The following is a 20,587-nucleotide window of genomic DNA, read 5'->3' as shown; positions in this document are numbered from 1 at the left end:
TATGAAAGAAATGACAGCAAACCAACGTTGGCAGGCGCTCAAACAGAGACAAAGCCTCGACCGTCTGCCTATCACCCTCTGCCATGCAGGCTTTGCCGCTAAATTGGCTGGCATGAATTACCGGGAAAGCTTTAATACGGCTGACAAATTAGCCCAACGTGAGCTTACCATCTACCGCGAATTGGCTTTGGATGCCCTCTCCGTGAGCTATACCTCGGTTAACTTTGCCATCCGTCACCGGAGCAAAATCAAAAGCCCACGGGAATCCGCCCCATCGATTGCGGACCATGCCCTAAAGAAACTCGACCAAGTGGACCAACTGAGTGCAGAAGCGACCAGCTTCGACCGGGACATTGCCCAACGCATCAATCTCGAGGCCTTAGAAAAGATTGAGACGGCGGTGGGCTCTGCACTCCATCCGACTTATTGCATTTCAGCCCCTTTTACGCTGGCTTCTGGGATTTACCCTGCGGAGAAGATGTTGCGGGCGACGCGCAAGGACAAGGAGGGCCTCCACCGGCTCTTGCGTTTTGTGACAGACCAGGTTCAGGCGATTATCCAACGGGCCGCTCAGATGCCTGAAATCAATTTCTTTATCTATGATCCCGTGGCATCGGGGGCCTTGATTAGCCCCAAGCAATATCGTGAATTCGTCCTGCCCTATACCAAGGAAATGGTCGATTGTATCAAAAGCTATGACCGGTGTGTGGGCATGCATATCTGTGGCGATATCAGCCACCACCTCGAAGCCATTGCGGAAACAGGGGTAGATATGATTAGCCTGGACCAGACCGTTGACCTAAGTTTGGCTAAAGAAAAAATTGGCCAGGACCTTGCCTTGATGGGGAATGTGGACCCTGTGCGTATCTTTCTACAAGGCAGTCCTGAAGAAGTGAGCCAGGCAGTGGTAGACTCTTATGCGAAGGCAGGAGATAATCCCAGAGGCTTCATTATTCGCTCGGGCTGTCAGTTGCCCGTGGATACGCCAGTTGCTAATGTGGAAGCCTTTATGGAAACGGCGCGAAGCTGCGCCCAAAAAGCAGCTCAGACTTGGGCTTAGCTATGGCCTTCTTTAAAGACCAAGTTTATGATCCAGCCCACAGCTTGGATTGTGCCCGCCCTCTCCCGGTGGCTGTCTTAGGGGCTAAGATTACAAATTTAGATACGATCAACCATTGGCCCTCCTGTCTAGCGGCTTTGGTCCGAGCCTACCGCCAACATTACCACCAAAATTACTGCCTGCTCCCGCTCAACCATTCCTTGGAAGCCGAAGCTTACGGCCTGCGCGTCTACCATGACCGTTATCTGGGGGACCGCATTGATGCGACCAGCAAGCGTGATTTAAAGCAAATTCCCCTGGGACAAATGCCTCTAACCGACAATGCTCTAGCGGCTAGTTTAGCAGCCTGCAAGCGACTCAGCCAGGAAGGGGAAGCGGTTTGTTTTAACCTAACGGGACCTTTTACTCTAGCTGATTTACTCTATGATTTTAGGGCGCTCTTGACCTTGTCGCGGCGGCAGCAGGCGGCCTACCAGGACTTGATGCAGACGATCGTCAGCAACTTAGTGAATTTAGGGCAGGCCGCGCTAAGCCAAGGGGCAAGGGTCTTAGCCTTAGCTGATCCGACCGGGGACCGCCAACTCCTGGGCCCCCGCCATTATGACCAAGTGGCAGCTTGTTTCCAGCTAGACTTGATCCAGGGCCTCTACCCTTTACTTGAAGCTGAGGGGGCCAGCCTCTATATATCGCTAGCCTTAGCCCGAGCTCTGCAAACTTTGGGCTGGTTGGCCATTGGCAAGCCGCTAGCTCCGGGGCATGACTTTCCCCAGCTGCTTTTTACCCAGGGGGGATCTGATCTGCGTCTGTTAACTGGGAATCGCCAGCAAGGTATTTATCCCGTACACATCAACAGGACTGAAAGAAAGGTGATTTGAATGATAGAAAGTATGACATCTGCTGACCGCTTACAAGCCTACCATGCGGGGCAGGCAGTAGACCGCCGCCCCATTATGCTCTTCCACGGGACGGTAGGGGCCAAGCTAGCTGGGATGACCTACCGGGAATCCGAATTGACAGCAGAGAATATTGCCCACAAAGAAATTACGGTAGCAGAGAAATTTGCGCCAGACAATTATTCGGTGAACTTCGGCCTCTATGGCATGGGTCGCGCTTTGGGGAGTCAGTTTAAGGCCTCTGAAGATAGTTCAGATGCCATCGTGTCCTATGCTTTGGAAGATCTGGCTAGAATTGACCAGTTAGACGCCCAGCGCCTCCGCCTTCACAATGATCCCAACCAACAAAAACACTACCAGGCCATCGAAATGATCCAGAAGCAATTAGGCCCAGGCTATCGGATTGACTATGAACTCACAGGCCCCATCACCAGTGCGGCTAGCCTCTACCCCCCCGAACAGCTCCTGCGTGCCACCCGCAAGCAAGCTGACCAGGTCCACCAACTGTTACGCTTTGCGACCGATGCGCTCTTGCAGATCATTGACGACTTTGCGGCGAATCCTCTCACTGGCTTTTCTTTAACAGACCCAGTAGCATCAGGCTCTCTCCTCAGCCCCAAGCAATACCAAAAATTTTGCCAACCTTATACTCAGGAATTGGTAGACCGGATTCATCACTACGGAAAGACAGTGACCCTCCATATCTGTGGGGATTGTACGAAGAGCTTGCCTTATATTGCAGCAACGGGAATTGACTATTTCAGCGCTGACCAAACGGTTGACCTCTCAGCAGCTAAGCAAGGTCTAGGCCCAGATTGTGGCTTAATTGGTAATATTGATCCCGTCACTTATTTCTTGCAAGGCCAACCCGAGGACATGGAAGACCAGGTCGCCCAGGCCTATCGTCAAGCTGGGGACCATCCAGGGGGTTATCTCCTAGGCCCAGGCTGCAGTGTCCCTTACCATACACCTGAAGAGAATATCTACGCCTATATGGAGGCTGCCAGGAAGTATAGCCGCGACCAAGCATAGTTCAGAGTCTTTTTTAGACTTCATTCGTGCTATAATAAGGGTAAAATACAGGCTGATAACTTAAGCTAAAAGAGATGGGGGATTGCTGATGAAATGGGATGATTTACGACGCAGTAAGAATGTGGACGACCGAAGAGGGCAGAGGATGGGCCGGCCATCGAGGTCGGGTGGTAGTGGCTTAGGCGGTTTACTAGGCATGCTCCTCCTCTCCAGACGAGGTGGGGGCAAGTGGCTGCTGATTATTATCATTTTGATGATGTTATTCGGCGGCGGAAGCTTCTTAGGTGGCGGGTTAGGAGGCCAAGAGGGGGCTAGCCAAGAAGCCCAGACTAGCCAGCAGGTAGAGACAAGCCAAACGAAGGCTTCGAGTGAAGAGAAGGACTTCCTATCCGCTGTCTTGGGATCGACAGAAGACTTCTGGTCTGGTCTCTTCGAAGAGCAAGGCCAGTCTTACGATCCAGCTACCCTCGTCCTCTATACCGACCAGGTCCAAACGGGCGGCTGTGGCTTCGGTTCAGCACAGGCTGGGCCCTTCTACTGCCCCGGCGACCAGTCGGTTTATATTGACCTCTCCTTCTACCGCGAATTGAAGGACCGCTACCAGGCACCTGGCGACTTCGCTATGGCCTATGTCCTCGCCCATGAGGTGGGCCACCATATCCAGAATGAACTAGGGATTATGGACCAATACCAAAGAGCTGTCCAGTCCGCCGGGGAAAAAGAAAGCAAGCAGCTTTCTGTCCGCTTGGAACTCCAGGCCGATTACTTAGCGGGGGTTTGGGCCCATTATGCTGAGAACCAAGGCCTACTAGAAGCAGGGGATATCCAAGAAGCTCTCCAAGCAGCCAATGCCGTTGGGGACGATACCCTCCAGGAAGCGGCCTACGGACAAGTGGTTCCAGATAGTTTCACCCACGGGTCAGCCCAACAGCGCCAAGCCTGGTTTGAGCGTGGCTACAAATATGGGGACCTCGACCATGGGGACACCTTCAATACCTATCTCGATTTTGAAAAATAGAATTCAAGGAAAGAATGAGAGTGTGACAAAAGTCGGTTAGCCCTGAATCAGCTAGCGCATACTATATCTGTAACTCGCTACGCTTCGAACAGCTATAGCAACTGTCCGCGAATTATGGAAGAACCTTGTCAAAGGATCTTCCATAATTCGTAGTTGGGTTCACAAAGGCAAAAAGGGAATGACTTCAGCAAAGTGGAACGATCGGCTAAAGCCGCTCTTATCCTCTTTGCCTCCAGTCATCCCTTTTTGGACGCCTTTGCTCACACCCTGTACGAAGTGGATGTCAGTGCTGACTTTTGGAGCACGTTTTTAAAGAAAAGTTCGTATTCTATATAGAGGCCGGGACTTTTGTTCCAGCCTCTTTTTTTCTAAGAAAATTACGCCAACCCCTTGCAGGCTTGGCAAAAAAGGCGTACAATAAAAGAGTTGCTAGATGGCAAGGCCAGCTAGCGCATATTCAGCAGAAGTGGCGGAATGGCAGACGCGCTGTCTTCAGGCGGCAGTGTCTAACGACGTGTGGGTTCGACTCCCATCTTCTGCATAAAATAGGGTAAGAGGGTTGGCGCTTAGCTTTCCTTCACTGGAGCAAGCCACCAGAGCAGTCTACAGGACTGCGGCGGAGACTTGTGAAGTGACAGGAAAGCTGCCAGACCGAACCCGACTAAACAGGGTGAGAGCAAGAGCGGTTAGGCTTGAATGATTGGAGGCTCATCGAATAAGGCTGACGGCAGTCAGGTGTTTCGATGAGCTGAAATCACTTCAAGCCTGCTCTTGTGAACCCGACTATAGGGTGAGAGCAAGAGCGCTTAGAACGCTTAGCTCCCAAATAAGAGATAGGAGAGCCTCAGTTGAGGCTCTTTTATTATTGTTGGGCTGGATATAGTAAATAAATCCTCAAAACACTTCCTCCACTATAAAGCTTGAGGGATAAAGCCCCCGCAAGAGTTGAGGAGGGATTGTATTAACCCCTCCTCCTAATAGATATGAAGCTACGGTTCTGCCGTGGCTTTTTCTTTTGATAAATTTAATTTAGACATAAAAAAAGCTGAGCCTTTCGACTCAGCTTAGTCTCTTATCTAATTAACGTTAACGTATTGAAGTTTTTCAATATAAGAGAATTCTTCACGTAGGTCAGCAAGAACTTCATCGGAAACTTCAGTGTCGACTTCAAAGACAGAAATCGCTGGTCCGTTAATCTTTTGACGTTGGTTCATCATAAAGGAAATGTTGAAACCATGGTCTGCCAGGTAATCGGTTAATTGGGCAATGACTCCCACTTTATCTTTGTGGTAAACAAAGAGAGTAGGCCGTTCGCCGGAGAATTTAATGTCGTATTCGCCAATTTTTTGGGCTTCAATCTTACCCCCGCCGATGGAGCTGGCAATCACGCTGATATAGTTATTAGCTCCCCAGAGGTCAACGAGGACAGTGTTGGGGTGGTAGTTACCGAAATCAGCTTCAAGGAAATGGTATTTGAGGCCAGCTTTTTCGGCCATTTCTTCAGCATCCGCAATATTTGGATCAAAGGTCTCGTAACCGAGTACACCACCGATTAAGGCCCGGTCTGTACCATGACCTTGGTAGGTTTTGGCGAAGGAGTCCATTAGGCTGAAGACAACTTCTTCTGGTTCTTCTCCCAGAAGTTGACGGGCCAGGTTCCCAATCCGGGCGGCACCGGCTGTGTGGGAGGACGATGGACCAACCATCACTGGACCAATGATGTCATAGGCTGACTTGTAATTAGCGGTCTTGGTGTTCATTTCAAGTTCACCGCGAGAGCCAAAGACTTCTTCCTTGATGGACTTACCAGTTGGTGTTCCTGCTAAGCCACCAATCCCTGTTTCACGGAGGGAAGCTGGCATTTCCTTACCAATGTCGTACATGGCACCAATTACTTCGTCGGCTGGGATAACACTCTTCACCCCTGCTAGGGCCATATCGGCAGCAGCCAAGGCAGTGATAGCATGGAGGCCGTTACGGATGATGCAAGGGACTTCCACTAGCCCAGCTACTGGGTCGCAAACCAAACCTAAAGAGTTCTTTAGAGCTAAACCTAGGGCATGGCCCACTTGGTCAGGTGTCCCACCTTTGAGCTCGACGAGGGCACCAGCGGCCATAGCAGTGGCAGAACCAATTTCTGCCTGGCAGCCCCCTTCAGCCCCAGCGATACATGCTTGGTTAGCAATCGTTAGGCCTAGGGCAGAGGAAGTGAACATGGCGCTCACTAGTTCTTCTTTATCATACTTACCTGTGTCGTACATGTGAGTAATTACAGCAGGTAGGATACCGGCAGAACCAGCTGTTGGGGTAGCAACAATGCGTCCCATGGCTGCATTGACTTCGTTAACGGCCATGGCATTGGCAGCGACTTCAAGGGTATCTGGATTAACTAAGGAATCCATGCCAGCATCGTGGACATATTCATAGAGACGGTGACCGTCACCGCCAGTGATGCCGGTTTGAGACATAGCGGCTTCTTTAGTCCCCTTGCGCACCGATTCTACCATGACATCAAACTGGTCGGCCATGGCTTGACGCAGGTCTTCAATGCTTTTCTTTTGGTATTCAGATTCAGTTTCAAGCATCAGTTGGTAGATTTTTTTATTTTCTTCTGTTGCTGTTTCAATTAATTCTTTTAAATTAGTAAAAGACATTAATGAGCCTCCTTCGGTGAAATAATAATACAAACTCAGACTTATTATAATACAAACTGAAAGCGTTGTCAGTCAATTCCCCCTATGATTTTGATAAGTGTTAAAGAATTTAGGACTAGGCCACTGTTTTCTAATCAAATTCAGCAGATTCTGAAAAGATATCAATTCCCTTAAAAAAATATTAAGAAAAGCTTAGACAATAGTCGCTATTTTGACGTCGAAATGCTACAATAGGACAAAATTATCTTAATTGAGGAGGAAGAATGATGGAAGTAGAGAAGAAGACGCCTCTCCAATCTTTTTTAGATTGGGTGGAGCGGGTCGGCAACCGTTTGCCGCATCCCGTGATTATCTTTATTATTTTATCCCTAATTATCATGGTCTTATCTGCCGTTTTTGCAGGCTTGGGCACTACTGCAGAGTATTTCGACGCCAAGGCGAATGAGCAGGTCACGGTGGAAGCTGTCTCGCTCTTGAGTGCAGAAGGGCTTCGTTATATTTTCAACCATGCCACAAGCAATTTTACAGGCTTTGCGCCATTGGGAACAGTGCTTGTTACTATGCTCGGTGTTGGCGTCGCGGAATGGACAGGCCTGATTGGGTCAGCGCTTAAGAAATTAGTGACCCAGGTGCCGGATAGCTTGCTCACAGCCGTTGTCGTCTTTGCTGGTGTGATTTCAAATATTGCCTCGGATGCGGGCTATGTGGTGGTTATTCCGCTCGGTGCGATTGTCTTTGCTGGGGCAGGGCGTCACCCGATAGCAGGTTTGGCAGCTGCTTTTGCGGGGGTATCCGGAGGTTTCTCCGCCAACCTGATGTTTGGACCGACTGATGCGCTTCTAACCGGGATTACCAATGCCGCCCTAGATAGTGTGGGCATCGAACATACCGTTTCGATTACGGGCAACTGGTATTTCATCATGGCTTCAACCCTTGTGTTGACCCTAGTTGGGACCTGGATATCGACTCGGATTGTAGAGCCCCATCTCGGTCATTATGAAGGCCAAGCAATCCATGATGACCAAGACTTGACAGCAGAAGAAAATCGGGGCCTGAAACATGCGGGGTTGGCTTTAGCTGCTTTTCTTGTTTTATCTTTCTTTGCCATGGTCCCTGAATGGGCGCCACTTCGGTCTCTAAATGAAGCAACAGGTCAATATGACTTGCAGGAATTCTTGAATAATGGCTTAATTTTTTATATTTTCTTGCTCTTTGCGATACCAGGCTTGGCTTACGGCTGGCAAACGCAAAAAATTCAATCGTCGGATGATTTCGTTGCTGCAATGACGGCATCGATGAAGTCTATGGCTTCTTATATCGTCTTAGCTTTCTTTGCTGCCCAATTGATTGCCTATTTCTCCTATACCAATTTAGGACTCTTACTCGCTAATTCAGGAGCAGAGTTTCTCAAGACGGTGGGCTTGACTGGGATTCCATTGATCCTAGCTTTCATTCTTTTAACCGCCTTCGTTAACCTCTTCATTGGCTCAGCTTCAGCTAAATGGGCGATTATGGCGCCGATCTTTGTGCCCATGTTCTTCCAACTCGGCCTCTCCCCCGAACTGACTCAGATGGCTTACCGGGTGGCTGATTCATCGACCAATATCATTTCACCCTTAATGTCTTACTTTGCTATGATCCTAGTTTTCATGCAGCGTTATGACAAGAAGGCTGGACTGGGAACACTCATTTCCGTTATGCTTCCCTATTCAATTGCCTTCTTGGTTTTCTGGACGCTCATGCTAGTGGCATGGTATTTCCTAAACCTGCCCCTTGGTCCAGGTGCCGGCCTTCATGTTTAGGGCGAAGAAGAAGTGTTCTTTCTGAGCACTTCTTTTTTCTTTTGTTCGTTAATGAGCTATGCTAAGCTTAAGAGACTGATAGAAGAAGGGAATGAGAGCGGATGACGGATATTGTCAATGCCTTAGAGAAGGAAGCAGTGGTTGTGGTCGATGGGGGCTTGTCTAGCGAACTTCAAGCTTATCAAGAAGAGCTCAACCATCCCCTTTGGACAGCGCGGCTGGTTGAACGAGCACCTGAAGCGATTAAGCAAGCCCACCAGGCTTTCTTTGAAGCCGGAGCAAACATTGCGACAACAGCGACTTACCAGGCCAGTGTGGAAGGCTTTGTTAAGGCAGGACATAAGAATATTGAAGCGCGAACCTTGATGCGTCAAGCCGTACGCCTGGCAAAACAAGCACGTGATGCGAGTGCTGGGGACCAGGCCAAGTGGCTAGCAGCCTCCATTGGGCCTTACGGGGCTTTCTTGGCTGATGGATCGGAATATCGCGGGGACTATGACTTATCGGACTTGGAACTTTACGCCTTCCATGCTGAGCGTCTAGCCCTCTTAGTGGAAGCTGGGGTAGATTTAGTTTTCTTTGAAACCATGCCTAATATTCTAGAAGTCAAAACGTTGCTTAAATTATTAGAGCAATTCCCTGATCAGAAAGCTTGCCTAAGTGTGAGTCTAAAGGATCCAGGACATATGAGCGATGGTACCCCCTTGGAAGACCTGCAAACCCTAGCTGATTGGCACCCGCAAATTATTGCCTATGGGGTGAATTGTTGTCGGGTCGAATGGGTCAGCCCAGCACTTGATCTGATGAAGCCTTCTGCCCTTAAGCCCTTCATTGTTTATCCGAATCTAGGCGGGACCTATAATCCGGAGAGCAAGCAATTTGAAGGCCAGGAAGCCATTTGTATTGGGGATTGGGTGACGGATTGGTATGATAAGGGCGCCCGCTTTATTGGTGGCTGTTGTGGAACGACGGCCCAAGATATTAGAGAAGTCCGGCAAGTTTTGGATAAGTACCTAGAGAATAAAAACTAAAAAAGAGGCCGGGACAAAACTCCCGGCCTCTATATAAAATACGAACTATTCTTTAAAAACGTGCTCCAAAAGTCAGCCCTGACATCCACTTCACGAACTATGGAAGAACCTTTGACAAGGTTCTTTCATAGTTCGCTCCAGTGATTCAGGGCTAACCGACTTTTGTCACACTCTCTTTTTAACTATCACTTATCTTGCTGGCGCTTTTGTTTGAGGAAGGAAGCTAACCAGTTGTAATCCTGTTCTGTGGGTAGGGTTTGGACATAGAGACTGGGGAGCTTGAAATCGTAGGGCATATCAAAGGTGGAAATAATTAAGTCACACTTGAGATTTTCAATCAGTTTGCGCTTAAGAGGGAACTGCTTATAGATATGGAAATCGATGACCAAGCCAAAGCGATTATTCAAGGCATCCTGGATGCGGTGGGCGTGGTCGATCGAATAATTGCTGACGATATAAGCTTGTAGTTTCTGATGGGCCAAATGCATCTGGGTATGGAGCTTCTCCCAGCCAGTGTAGAGGGCATAGATGAAGTTGGTCAAGCCATAAGGGATGGCTTTAAGACCGATCGAACGGAAATAATGTTGGCTTTCTTTAACGATGAGCTGGTAGAGATCGGGATAGAAGTGGGACATGGTTTCAATATAGTCCGCCTTCCGGTTAATTAAGAGGCTATCTTGTTGGATATTGGTCACCGTGGTCAAGAAGGCGTAGTTATGGAGGCTAAGGATCAAGCGGTCGCGGTGCTCAATATGGACATGGGCTTCTTGGCAGATGGTGTCAAGAAATTGGTTCAAATATTCTACCGAGCGTTGGATAAGCGGACGTTCGTTAATTTCGGCTTGGAAATTGCGTAAGTCGACATAGATATTTTGATTAAGAATGGGCATGAAGAGCTGGACAGCATTGGTCAAATTCAGCTTGAAGTTAAAGCTCTGCTCCATGTTTGAGAGGTCCTTATTTTTCTCAAGCAGGTCAATTAAATCTTGGTAGATCCCCTTAAAGAGTGGAATATCCTTGGATTGGATGAGGTGGCCTTTCTGGGTGCGGATGATGCCAACAGCCAGCAGGAGCTTGCCCGATTGGAACCAGGCATTGGTGTATTGGTGGCAGGTCACCTTCCAAGCTGAGCTAAGGAAGAGCTCACAATACTGGAGGTTCACTTCTTCAAATGGCCATTCTAAGGGACTATATTTTTCGCGGAAGAAGAAGAGGAAGAAGAGACGGATGTTAGCCTCTGGACCGATAAAGCGGTAGGGGCTATTCGAAATCTCAAAATTAAATTCTTCTCGTAAGGCTTGGTTTAAGAGGTTAATATTTCGGTAAACAGTTGATGGGCTGACAAAAATTTTATCAGAAATTTCTTGGGTCGAGATATCGGGATGGAAGAAGATCTGTTCCAGGATATTGAAGGCAACGGAATCCCTCATATAAAGGCGAACAAAAGTATAGTAGTCTACGGAGGGGGCGTAGATACCGCGGATACCGAACTTAGAACGTTCAATGGTCAAATATGAGGAGAAGTTATTCTCAATATAAGACAAGTCCTTGCTCAGGATGCGGTCTGAGCAATTAATCGCTTCAGCTAATTCAATCATCGTAATCCAGTCGCTTGAACGATAGAGGATGTGAAGTAAGCGCAGTTGGCGCTGTTCAGCAGATGATAACACAGAATACATAATAAAACCTACTTTCTCAATTAGCCTGGATTAATGGTTAGAAGAAAGATGAAATATTTTTCCTCAGAAAAAAAGCTAATAGTATTATTATAGCATTGAATGGACAAGAAAAAGGGCCTTCAAACATAGAAAATATGAATTAATGGTCTTTGTTTGGCTTATATGTGCTATTTGAAGGGGGCTACTAAGGAGGGAAGGAGGTAAGCAGCTTCTTCTTTATTCTCTGAGAAGATTCTAGTAGAATAAGGACAGATTATGGAAAAGGAGCGATGACATGGCCATTCAAGATCTCTTAGCCTACCACTATGGTTATAGCCAGTTCCGGCCGGGACAGGAAGAAATTGTTGAGGGCATCCTAGCAGGCAAGGATGTGCTCGGTGTCCTACCAACGGGTGGGGGCAAGTCTCTGTGCTACCAGCTACCAGCCCTAGCCATGGATGGCTTGACCCTGGTGATCTCTCCTTTGATTTCCCTGATGAAAGACCAGGTCGATAGCCTACGCGAGCACGGTATTCGTGCGGCCTATCTCAATTCAGCCTCTTCCTGGGAAGAGGTCCAGTCGCTGCGGCGCGCCCTGGCCGAGGGAGAACTGGACTTGCTCTATGTGGCCCCCGAACGCTTAAAGCAGCCTGCTTTCCTTGACTGGATGCAAGAGGTCAAGCTCAGCCAGCTGGCAGTCGATGAGGCCCACTGTGTGTCGCAGTGGGGGCATGACTTCCGGGCTTCTTACCGGGAAATTGGCAGTTTTATTGAGACTTTACCTGAACGTCCAGTAGTTTCGGCCTTCACGGCAACTGCCACAGCCTATGTGCGTCAGGATATTATCCAGCAGCTCGGTCTTCGCGATCCTCAAGTGGTGGTGAATTCCTTTGACCGGCCGAATTTGAAGCTCCGGGTCTTGGAACCCCAAAGCAAGTTGGAGGCCCTCCGCCAAGAGCTGAATGGGGAGGAAGCCATGATTATTTATGCCAATACGCGTAAGCAAGTGGATCAACTCTATGACCACCTAGAGAAGGCTAAGTTTAGGGTGGTCCGCTACCATGCCGGCTTATCGGCCGATGAACGTGAGACAGCCCAGAATGATTTTATTTATGAAGAAGTTAATTTGATTGTAGCGACGAATGCCTTTGGGATGGGGATCGATAAGCCAGACGTTCGCAAGGTGATCCACTACAATATGCCAACGGACCTCGAGAGTTATTACCAAGAAGCTGGTCGGGCGGGGCGTGATGGTTTGCCGGCTGAGGCGGTTCTACTCTACCATGCCAAAGATATTCTAGCTGCTAAATTTTTGATTGGGCAAAGCCAAGACCCGACTTCAGAGGGACGCTTACAGGCCATGATTAACTATGCCGATTATGCGGGCTGTCTGCGTCACTATCTTTTGGGCTATTTCGGGGAAGATTTTCCGGGGCCTTGCCAGAACTGCTCGGGTTGCTTGGAGGATATTGAAGTCCGTGATGCTAGCCGGGAAGGTCAGATGGTTCTCTCCTGCTTGGTTCGGATGCGTTGGGCTTATGGTATGACCATGGTCTGCGATGTCCTCCGCGGCAGTAAGTCCCAAAAAGTTCGCGAAAAAGGCTTTGATAGCTTATCGACTTATGGCCTCTTAGCGACCTATTCGGAGAAGGAAGTCAAGGATATTATTTCTCAGATGCTGGCCCAGGGTTATCTCAGCCTCAACCAATACAAGGGCTTGGAACTGACACCAGACTCTAAGGCCTTGCTTAAGGGAGATCAGCAATTGACCATTAAGGCCCGACCCTACAAATCCCACAGCCAAGCACGCCCAAGTCAGAAGACGGCGGTAACCAGCCACTTGTCCGAGGCGGATGAGGAACTCTTCGAAGTCTTGCGTGAGCTCCGCTATGAACTGGCAGGTGACGAAGGGGTCCCTGCTTATATTATCTTTAATAACCAATCGCTCCTCGAGATGGCTGAAGAGAAACCCCAGACCTATGAGGACTTCCTCGAGATCAGTGGGGTAGGTCAGGTCAAGGCAAGCAAGTATGCTGATATTTTCATTGAGTGTATCGAGGACTGGTTGGCAGGCTAAAAAAAAAGAACTTCTAGAGTGCGGACTCAGTCTGACTCTAGAAGTTCTTCTTTCTTTATCGGCTTGGATTAGGCTTCTTCATCCAAGCTCCAATCCAGGATAGGACCGGCTGGAACGATGCCATTGGGGTTGATGGTATCATGTGAGCGGTAATAGTGTTCTTTAATATGCTGGAAGTTTACCGTATCAGAAATCCCTGGCATGTTGTAGATTTTGCGGGTGTAGTACCAAAGATTAGGATAGTCCACTAATTGATGGTAGTTACACTTGAAATGTCCGTGGTAGACGCTGTCGAAGCGGACGAGGGTTGTGAACACACGGATATCTGCTTCGGTGAACCGGTCTCCGGCTAGGTAAGGATGGTCTTCTAAGTGGGCTTCGAGTTCATCGAGCATCTTGAAGACATTAGCTACTTCTTCTTCATAGACAGCTTGGTCTGTCGCAAAACCAGCCTTATAGACCCCATTGTTTAGGTTATCGTAGACCTTGTCATTCCACTGGTCGATTTCTTCGCGCAAGTCTTCAGGGTAGTAGTCGCCTTCCTTTGCTCCGATTTCATCGAAAGCAGAATTTAACATCCGGATGATTTCAGAGGATTCGGTGCTGACGATGGTATCTTGCTTGAGATCGTAGAGGACCGGCACAGTTACCCGGCCACTGAAGTCAGGGGCCACATGGGTGTAGATTTGATAGAGGTAGTCAGCATCGATTACCGGGTCCTTGATCACACCATCGGCCTCATCAAAGGTCCAACCGTGTTCGGCCATCAAGGGGTTCACGACAGAGAGACTGATCATATCTTCAAGTCCCTTCAACTTCCGCATCATCAATACCCGGCTCGCCCAAGGGCAAGCTAGGGAAACATAGAGATGGTAGCGGTCGGCTTCAGCTTTGAAGCCGGCTTCGCCACTAGGTCCAGCTTGGCCATCCTTAGTGATCCAATTACGGAACTTGGCCGCATCCCGTTCGAAGTGTCCTCCTGTGCTTTCTGTATCATACCATTGGTCGCGCCATTCGCCATTAACAAGTAGTCCCATACCAACACTCCTTTTCTCTTATTTCAGTTTCGATATATTTTTATTATAACGAACTTTACCCTAAAAAACGAATGAAACGCTTGGAGGCTGGCTTGTTGCTTAGGTGCTTTTGTTCACATCCTTTAGTTGGGTTCAGTCTGGCAGAAGTGGCTCCTCTTCCCAAAAGCTCGTCGAAGGCTTCTAGCCTTCTCTGATCTTTTGCTCCAGAGGTCCACTTCTACCCGCGCGCCCTCACACCCTTCAGTCGGGTTCAGGCTAGCAGAAATAGCTCCTCTTCACAAAAATCTTTTGAAGACTTCCAGTCTTCTCAAGCTTTTTGCTCCAGAGGTCTATTTCTCCCGCTAGCCCTCACACCCTTTAGTCGGGTTCGCAAAGGCAGAAAGGGAGTGACTTCAGCAAAGTGGAACGATCGGCTTGTAGCCTCTCTTTTCCTCTTTGCCTCCAGTCATCCCTTTCTAGGCGCCTTTGCTCACACCCTTGTTAAGATATTGGGCGGTTTGGGAGAGGCTGTAGCAGATTAGCCAGTACATGAGGGTGACGAGGGTGAAGGTGCCGAGGATATAGTTGGCGTTTTGGCCGTAGATGATGCGAGCGTTATGCATGAGTTCGGGGAGGGAGATGATAGTAGCCAGGCTGGTGTCCTTGATAAGGGCGATCAGTTGGCTGACGATGGAGGGGGCCATGGTGCGGTAGACTTGGGGCATGATGATATAGACCATGGTCTGACTGCGGCTGAGTCCGGTAGCTAGGCCCGCTTCGAACTGTCCCTTGGGCAGGGCTAGGATACCGCCCCGGATAATTTCTGAGATCATGGCCGATTCAAAGAGGGTCATGGCCGCGACAGCTGCCCAGAAGATATCCATCTTGAGTCCAATCTGGGGGAGGGCAAAATAAGTGAAAAAGATGATTAACAGGAGTGGGAGGTTGCGGATGGTATCGATAAGAAAGGCCAGGACCTTTGAGAAAATCGGAAAGTTGAGATAGCGGAGGATACCAAGGAGGCTTCCGCACAATAGGCTGAGGCTGATGGTGAGTAAGGTGAGCTTAATGGTAACCCAGAGTCCTTGGAGGAGGAAGTTGATATTAATCCATTGGAAAGCGCCAGAGAAATCCATGGTGAATCTCCTTTCGTTTTTATAAGCTATATTTCTTTTCGAATTGTTGCATGATGAGGGTTAGAGGAACGGTGAGCAGGAGGTAGAAAGCAGCCACTAGACTATAGGTCGCAAAGGTGTCGAAGCTTTCTAAGGCTACTAGGTCGCCATAGTACATGAGGTCGAGTCCAGCGACCATGGCCAGGATCGAGGAATTCTTGACTAGGTTAATAACCTGGTTGCCTAAAGCAGGCAGAGACTGGCGGAAAGCTTGGGGGAAGATCAGGTAGAGCATACATTCACGGGCGGTAAAGCCTTGGGAGAGGCCCGCTTCCCATTGGCCACTAGGGATGGCTTTGATCCCAGTAGCGATAATATCTGCGATAAAGGATGAGGTATAGAGACTTAAGGCGATGACTCCCGAGCTGAAGCCTGAGAGTTTAACTGAGAAGAGGGGGAGGACGACATAGAAGAACATCACGATAACCAAGAGCGGAATATTACGAAAAATCTCCACATAAATATTAGCTAAGCGCTTCACTAGGCCCTTAGACCGGGTCTGCCAAATCCCTAGCAAACTCCCGATAAGGAAGCTCGCGCATAGGGCAATGGCAGATGCCAAGAGGGTGTGGGCAAAGCCTTCTAATAAAAGGGGGAGATAATTATGTAAGAGCTGCAGCATACTAGGCCTCCTTTAAATTTTTGGCATTGGAACTTTCACCAGCATCTGGGAACCATTTATGGAAGATCTGGTCGTAAGTCCCATCGGCTTTAATCTTTACCAAGGCTCGGTTCACTTCATCACGGAAGTCTTTTTGACTCTTATCGATAGCAATACCGTAGGGCTCCTTGGTAAAGGGTTCGCCAATCAAGCGGTAGCCAGGGTTCTGGTCGCTGATTCCTAACAAAATAGCATTATCCGTCGTCATCACATCGCCTTGGCCAGATTGGAGAGCGGTAAAGGCCTCGGCATAGTTTTCGAGTTCGAGGACTTTAGCCTGAGGGGCAAATTTACGGATAGACTCTGCTGAGCTAGATCCCTTAACGGCTAGGACCGTATGCTCTGGGCCAAGGTCTTTGACTGATTGCAGGGGTGAATCTTCAGGGCCGAGCAAGGATTGACCGGCTGCAAAATAAACGTCTGTAAAATCTACCTGCTTCTTACGCTCATCGGATATGGTCATGGTGGCGATGATGGCATCAATGTTACCGTTTTTGAGCAGGGGGATCCGTGTCTTTGAAGTCACTTCAATGAAGTCGGCCTGGGCTTTGGGCCCAGCGATTTCCTTGGTCAGGGCCGTGGCAATATCAATATCGAAACCTTCGACTTCTTGCTTGGCAATATTGTAGTAGCCGAAGAGCCGGGTGTCGTTCTTGATGCCCCAGCGGATATGCGGGGTCTGGCTGCTTTGGAGACTTGCCTTGATACTTGTGGGCTGATTGCTTTTACCACAGGCGGCTAGACTGGCTAGGCAAGTGACGAGGCTTAAGAGAGCGATTATTTTTTTCATGGGAAGTCACCTCACTAGTAAGCCTTAACGACTTGGAGGAAGTCTTTGGCTCGTTGGCTGTGGGGCTGGGCGAAGAAGTCTTGGCTCGGCCGGTCTTCAATAATTTGGCCATCTTCCATGAAGAGAGTCCGGGTGCTGACCTCTTTGGCAAAGCGCATTTCATGCGTAACGACAACCATGGTCATGTGGTCGGTCTCAGCGATGTCCTTCATGACACTGAGGACTTCGCCGACCATTTCGGGGTCAAGGGCCGAGGTGGGTTCATCGAAGAGGAGGACCTTGGGCCGCATGGCGAGGCCACGGGCAATGGCGACCCGTTGTTTTTGTCCGCCAGAAAGTTGGCTAGGGTAGTGGTCGCGTTTGTCCCAGAGATTGACCCGTTTTAATAAGCTTTCAGCTCGGTCGTAGGCTTCTTCTGGGCTCTTTTTAAGGACTTTGAGCGGGGCTAAAGTAATATTTTCTAGTACGGTCTTATGGGGGTAGAGTTCAAAGTGTTGGAAGACCATGCCAAAGTCGCGTCTGACTTGGCGGATATTTTCTTTGGGGTCCGAGACATCCCGGCCATCGCAGTAGAGGTGGCCACTGGATATCTTTTCCAAGGCATTGATGCAGCGGATGAGCGTCGACTTGCCAGATCCAGAAGGGCCAATGATGCTGACAACTTCGCCTTCTTGGATACCTAGGTTAATGGACTTAAGGGCATGGTAGTCGCCGTAAAATTTATCGACAGCTTCGAATTCGATGATCATAATGAACAACTCCTTACAAAAAGATTAGAAAAAACTTATTGAAGAGATAATAGCATAAATCGTGGCTATGGTTAAGTCGATAACCATACAAAATTTTTATTCAAAAATAGTCAAACCCTATGAAGTGATTAGTTGAGTTAGGTTAAGACTAATGAAAGAAGCTGATCAATCGCTTGAAATCAGCCAGGAAAGCATGTAGGGTAGAGGTATTACATGCGAAAAATAGAAAGGATATGCTGCTGTGACAAATCGTAATAAGGGCATTATTGCCATCCTGATCTCTGCTTTTGGTTTTGCCGTGATGAACCTCTGCATTCCCCTGGCTGGCGACCTGCCAACTATTGAAAAAAGTTTTTTTAGAAATATTGTTGCCTTTGCGGTAGCTCTAGTTCTTCTTTTGCGGACTTGGCCTCAAGTGAAAGGCCAAGTCCAAATGGCCCAACTGCCGTGGAAGACCCTGGTCTTACGGTCAGTTTTAGGAACGATTGGGGTCTTCTGTAATTACTATGCCCTCGACCACCTCCTCCTCTCTGATGCTTCGGTGCTCAATAAGCTAGCCCCCTTTGCCACCCTCGTTTTTTCAGCGATCTTTCTTAAAGAGCGGATGGACAAGCAGCACCTCATTGCTCTGGGCTTTGCCTTCGTTGGGGTTCTCCTGGTCAGCAAACCGACTGGGGCAACAGCTGACCTCCTCCCTTATATGGTCGCTATCCTTGGCGGGCTCAGTGCGGGCGGCGCTTATACGGCGGTGCGCCAGCTCAATAAGTTGGGAGTTCCTAGTGCTTTCACCGTAGCCTTCTTCTCTGGCTTCTCCTGCCTAGTCTGTGTGCCTTATTTAATCTTTAATTATGTGCCGCTTGACCAAAGTGCTTTCTTTGCCCTCCTAGGTGCCGGTTTGGCAGCCAGCTTTGGCCAGTTTGGGATTACTCTGGCTTATAAGTTTGCCCCAGCCAATGAAATTTCCATTTTTGACTATTCCAGCATTGTCTTTAGTGGTTTGCTCGGTTTTATCTTCCTCGGTCAGGTGCCAGATGGCTGGAGTATCTTAGGCTATCTCATTATCTTTACCGGGGGCTTGTTGACCTTCCTCTACAACCGCCGTTTGAGTCGGAGATCCTTGTCAGCTGAGAAATAATTTGATGTCGGTATAGCATGAGAAGTGGGGCTTTTGACCCCGCTTTTTTTCATGAGAACAAAACTTTCCGCCTGTGCTATACTAGAAGTAGTTCATTTCAAGGAGGAATTGTGTTGGAATCCAATCAGAAACAATTGAGCGCTGCCTTTAAACAATCAAGTTCGAAGTTAGCGCTAGCAGCGGAGGGGATCCTAGTGGGTGTTCTGGCCGGCTTAGGAGCAGTCGCCTACCGCTATATCTTGACCTATGCCACGACCTGGCAGGAAAGTCTCTACCAGATGACAAGTTTTCCTTGGTTTTTAGTGCTTTTTTTATTTTTAGGCTTTATGGGAGCTTTGGCCGGGATCTTAGTCCAACTGGCTCCCTTGTCTAGCGGGTCAGGGATTCCCCAGGTATCAGGGGAACTCCTGGGGGAAATGTCTATGCGACCTTTTCCAACCCTTGTTTCTAAGTACCTGGGTGGCTTTATGTCGATGCTAGCGGGGATGTCTCTGGGCCGGGAAGGGCCTTCAATCCAAATTGGAGCAGCAATCAGTAAGGCCTATACCCCCTGGCGCAAGCATGGGGATTTGAGCCAGCGGATTCTTCTCACTTCAGGGGCGAGTGCGGGTTTGTCGGCGGCTTTCAATGCGCCCATTGCCTCTACCCTCTTTGTTGTTGAAGAAGTGCATAAGAATATTTCCCCCTTTATCCTGATCCCTGCACTCCTAGCCAGTATCAGTGCGGACCTTGTTTCTAAGCGTGTTTTTGGCTTAACGCCATCTTTTGCGATTCAGATGGACCAACTCCTTCCCCAGTCCACCTATTATTTAATTATTATATTGGGCCTGATTACTGCTATCGTGGGAACAAGTTTCAACCAGTTCCTCCTTGCTAGCCAGAACTTCTTACAGAAACACTTCCCCAATGTTGTCGTTCGGATTGCTCTGGGCTTTCTGATAACTGGCTTGGTTGTTTGGGCTTTTCCAGCCTTAGCGGGAAGTGGGCACGACTTGGTCTACCAATACTTGGACATGCCTTGGCCCCTTAAGACATTAATTGCTGTTCTAATCGGTAAATTAATCTTCACTTGCTTTTGTTACGGGACCTCTACACCTGGCGGCATCTTTTTGCCAACCCTGGTTATGGGCTGCCTAACGGGGGCAGTGTCTTTTCAAGTCTTTAGCCTCTTTATTGATCTCGACCCAGACTTATTAGCTAACTTTGTGGTCCTAGGGATGGCAGGTGTTCTGACCGCAGTTGTCCGTTCGCCCCTAACCTCTATGGTCCTTGTCCTCGAAATGGTGGGGAGCTTGCAAAATTTCTTGCCGGTAGCGATTGTCGCGATCAGCGCTTACCTACTTGCGGAAGCCCTCAAGGTAGCTCCTATTTATGACAGCCTCTATGACCGGATGCGGCCCATGCCCCAAGAGCATAGTGACCAAGAAGCGGCGATTTTAGAATTCGATGTGCCTCTAACTTCTTCACTCGCCGGGAAACAATTAGCCGCTCTTAATTTGCCTCAAGAAGTCCTTATTGCTTCGATCGTCCGTGGCCATGCGACATTGGTGCCTAAGGGGGCAACCACGATCCAGGCCAAGGATAGGCTGCTCATAGTGACCTCTAAAGATCACTTGGCGGCGACTAAGAAGCTCTTCCGTGATGCGGCCAAGACTTAAAGTTCTGAGAACTTTAGCTTAAATAAAAAGTAAAAAGAACGAGCCGAAATGTGGTATGCTCCCCCTAAAGTAGACACTAAAAAAAGTAAACTACTTTAGGGGGAGTTTTTATGCGTTCAAATAGAAAACATTCACCAGCAGAATTGGCTAACTATATCCATCTATATAAAGAGGGAAT

Annotated in this window: 16 protein-coding genes, 1 tRNA gene and 1 pseudogene; 10 read left to right on the top strand and 8 right to left on the bottom strand. The window is 48.7% G+C overall.

The features are described from left to right. Position 1: 1 nt before the first annotated feature. The 5 genes from F6I03_RS07575 (at position 2) to F6I03_RS07555 (ending at position 4,544) form a co-directional block, all read left to right on the top strand. A complete protein-coding gene (locus F6I03_RS07575) occupies positions 2–1,060 on the top strand; it encodes a uroporphyrinogen decarboxylase family protein (protein ID WP_070430021.1) in 1,059 nt (352 codons plus the stop codon). Beyond that, complete coding sequence (locus tag F6I03_RS07570) at positions 1,051–1,935, top strand: uroporphyrinogen decarboxylase family protein (protein ID WP_070430022.1); 885 nt, start codon at positions 1,051–1,053, stop codon at positions 1,933–1,935. The genes F6I03_RS07575 and F6I03_RS07570 overlap by 10 nt, the downstream gene beginning before the upstream one ends. Further along, the gene (locus F6I03_RS07565; protein ID WP_083290462.1) at positions 1,936–2,985 is read left to right on the top strand and encodes a uroporphyrinogen decarboxylase family protein; all 1,050 of its coding nucleotides are present in this window, start codon (positions 1,936–1,938) and stop codon (positions 2,983–2,985) included. 88 nt (positions 2,986–3,073) lie between these two features. Continuing rightward, on the top strand, positions 3,074–4,003 hold the full coding sequence (locus F6I03_RS07560; protein WP_070430023.1) for a neutral zinc metallopeptidase: 930 nt from the start codon (positions 3,074–3,076) through the stop codon (positions 4,001–4,003). A 460-nt stretch (positions 4,004–4,463) separates the two neighbouring features. Further along, positions 4,464–4,544, top strand: a tRNA-Leu gene (locus tag F6I03_RS07555). Positions 4,545–5,079: 535 nt separating this feature from the next. On the opposite strand, the gene sdaAB is transcribed toward F6I03_RS07555, so the two are convergent. Together sdaAB and sdaAA are read right to left on the bottom strand one after the other, a co-directional pair. Next, on the bottom strand, positions 5,080–5,763 hold the full coding sequence (gene sdaAB / locus F6I03_RS09865; protein ID WP_224788509.1) for an L-serine ammonia-lyase, iron-sulfur-dependent subunit beta: 684 nt from the start codon (positions 5,761–5,763) through the stop codon (positions 5,080–5,082). Next, positions 5,764–6,657, bottom strand: a pseudogene (sdaAA, locus tag F6I03_RS09860) (L-serine ammonia-lyase, iron-sulfur-dependent, subunit alpha); the annotation flags it as partial. 266 nt (positions 6,658–6,923) lie between these two features. Between sdaAA and F6I03_RS07545 the strand changes: the two are divergent. Continuing rightward, a complete protein-coding gene (locus tag F6I03_RS07545; RefSeq protein WP_070430364.1) occupies positions 6,924–8,459 on the top strand; it encodes an AbgT family transporter in 1,536 nt (511 codons plus the stop codon). Positions 8,460–8,560: 101 nt separating this feature from the next. Then, positions 8,561–9,490, top strand: a complete 930-nt coding sequence (gene mmuM / locus F6I03_RS07540) for a homocysteine S-methyltransferase (protein WP_070430365.1) — start codon at positions 8,561–8,563, stop codon at positions 9,488–9,490. Positions 9,491–9,675: 185 nt separating this feature from the next. Here the strand turns inward: mmuM and F6I03_RS07535 are convergent, their stop codons facing one another. Then, positions 9,676–11,169 (bottom strand): helix-turn-helix domain-containing protein, encoded by a 1,494-nt coding sequence (locus tag F6I03_RS07535; protein WP_070430366.1) that lies wholly within the window; start codon positions 11,167–11,169, stop codon positions 9,676–9,678. A 274-nt stretch (positions 11,170–11,443) separates the two neighbouring features. Between F6I03_RS07535 and recQ the strand changes: the two genes are divergently transcribed. After that, entirely contained in the window at positions 11,444–13,225 is a 1,782-nt protein-coding gene (gene recQ, locus F6I03_RS07530; RefSeq protein WP_070430367.1) for a DNA helicase RecQ, read from the top strand. 68 nt (positions 13,226–13,293) lie between these two features. On the opposite strand, the gene F6I03_RS07525 is transcribed toward recQ, so the two are convergent. The 5 genes from F6I03_RS07525 to F6I03_RS07505 form a co-directional block, all read right to left on the bottom strand. Then, positions 13,294–14,262, bottom strand: coding sequence for a glutathione S-transferase family protein (locus F6I03_RS07525; RefSeq protein WP_070430368.1), 969 nt, complete (start codon positions 14,260–14,262; stop codon positions 13,294–13,296). 455 nt (positions 14,263–14,717) lie between these two features. Then, positions 14,718–15,377 carry an amino acid ABC transporter permease gene (locus F6I03_RS07520; protein WP_070430369.1) on the bottom strand — a complete coding sequence of 220 codons (660 nt, stop codon included), beginning with the start codon at positions 15,375–15,377 and terminating at the stop codon, positions 14,718–14,720. Positions 15,378–15,396: 19 nt separating this feature from the next. After that, a complete protein-coding gene (locus F6I03_RS07515; RefSeq protein WP_070430370.1) occupies positions 15,397–16,038 on the bottom strand; it encodes an amino acid ABC transporter permease in 642 nt (213 codons plus the stop codon). A 1-nt stretch (position 16,039) separates the two neighbouring features. Beyond that, complete coding sequence (locus tag F6I03_RS07510; RefSeq protein ID WP_070430371.1) at positions 16,040–16,867, bottom strand: transporter substrate-binding domain-containing protein; 828 nt, start codon at positions 16,865–16,867, stop codon at positions 16,040–16,042. Positions 16,868–16,881: 14 nt separating this feature from the next. Beyond that, positions 16,882–17,619, bottom strand: a complete 738-nt coding sequence (locus tag F6I03_RS07505) for an amino acid ABC transporter ATP-binding protein (protein ID WP_284884782.1) — start codon at positions 17,617–17,619, stop codon at positions 16,882–16,884. Positions 17,620–17,857: 238 nt separating this feature from the next. On the opposite strand from F6I03_RS07505, the gene F6I03_RS07500 reads away from it, so the two are divergent. Both F6I03_RS07500 and F6I03_RS07495 read left to right on the top strand, forming a co-directional pair. Continuing rightward, the gene (locus F6I03_RS07500) at positions 17,858–18,751 is read left to right on the top strand and encodes a DMT family transporter (RefSeq protein WP_070430372.1); all 894 of its coding nucleotides are present in this window, start codon (positions 17,858–17,860) and stop codon (positions 18,749–18,751) included. A gap of 113 nt (positions 18,752–18,864) precedes the next feature. Then, positions 18,865–20,409: a ClC family H(+)/Cl(-) exchange transporter gene (locus F6I03_RS07495; protein ID WP_070430373.1), complete on the top strand. Its 1,545-nt coding sequence runs from the start codon at positions 18,865–18,867 to the stop codon at positions 20,407–20,409. Positions 20,410–20,587: the final 178 nt, after the last annotated feature.

The organism is Aerococcus sanguinicola (assembly GCF_008726925.1).
Taxonomy (GTDB): domain Bacteria; phylum Bacillota; class Bacilli; order Lactobacillales; family Aerococcaceae; genus Aerococcus.
Note: the sequence above shows the minus strand (reverse complement) of the source record. Positions and strands in the feature narration are given on the sequence as shown.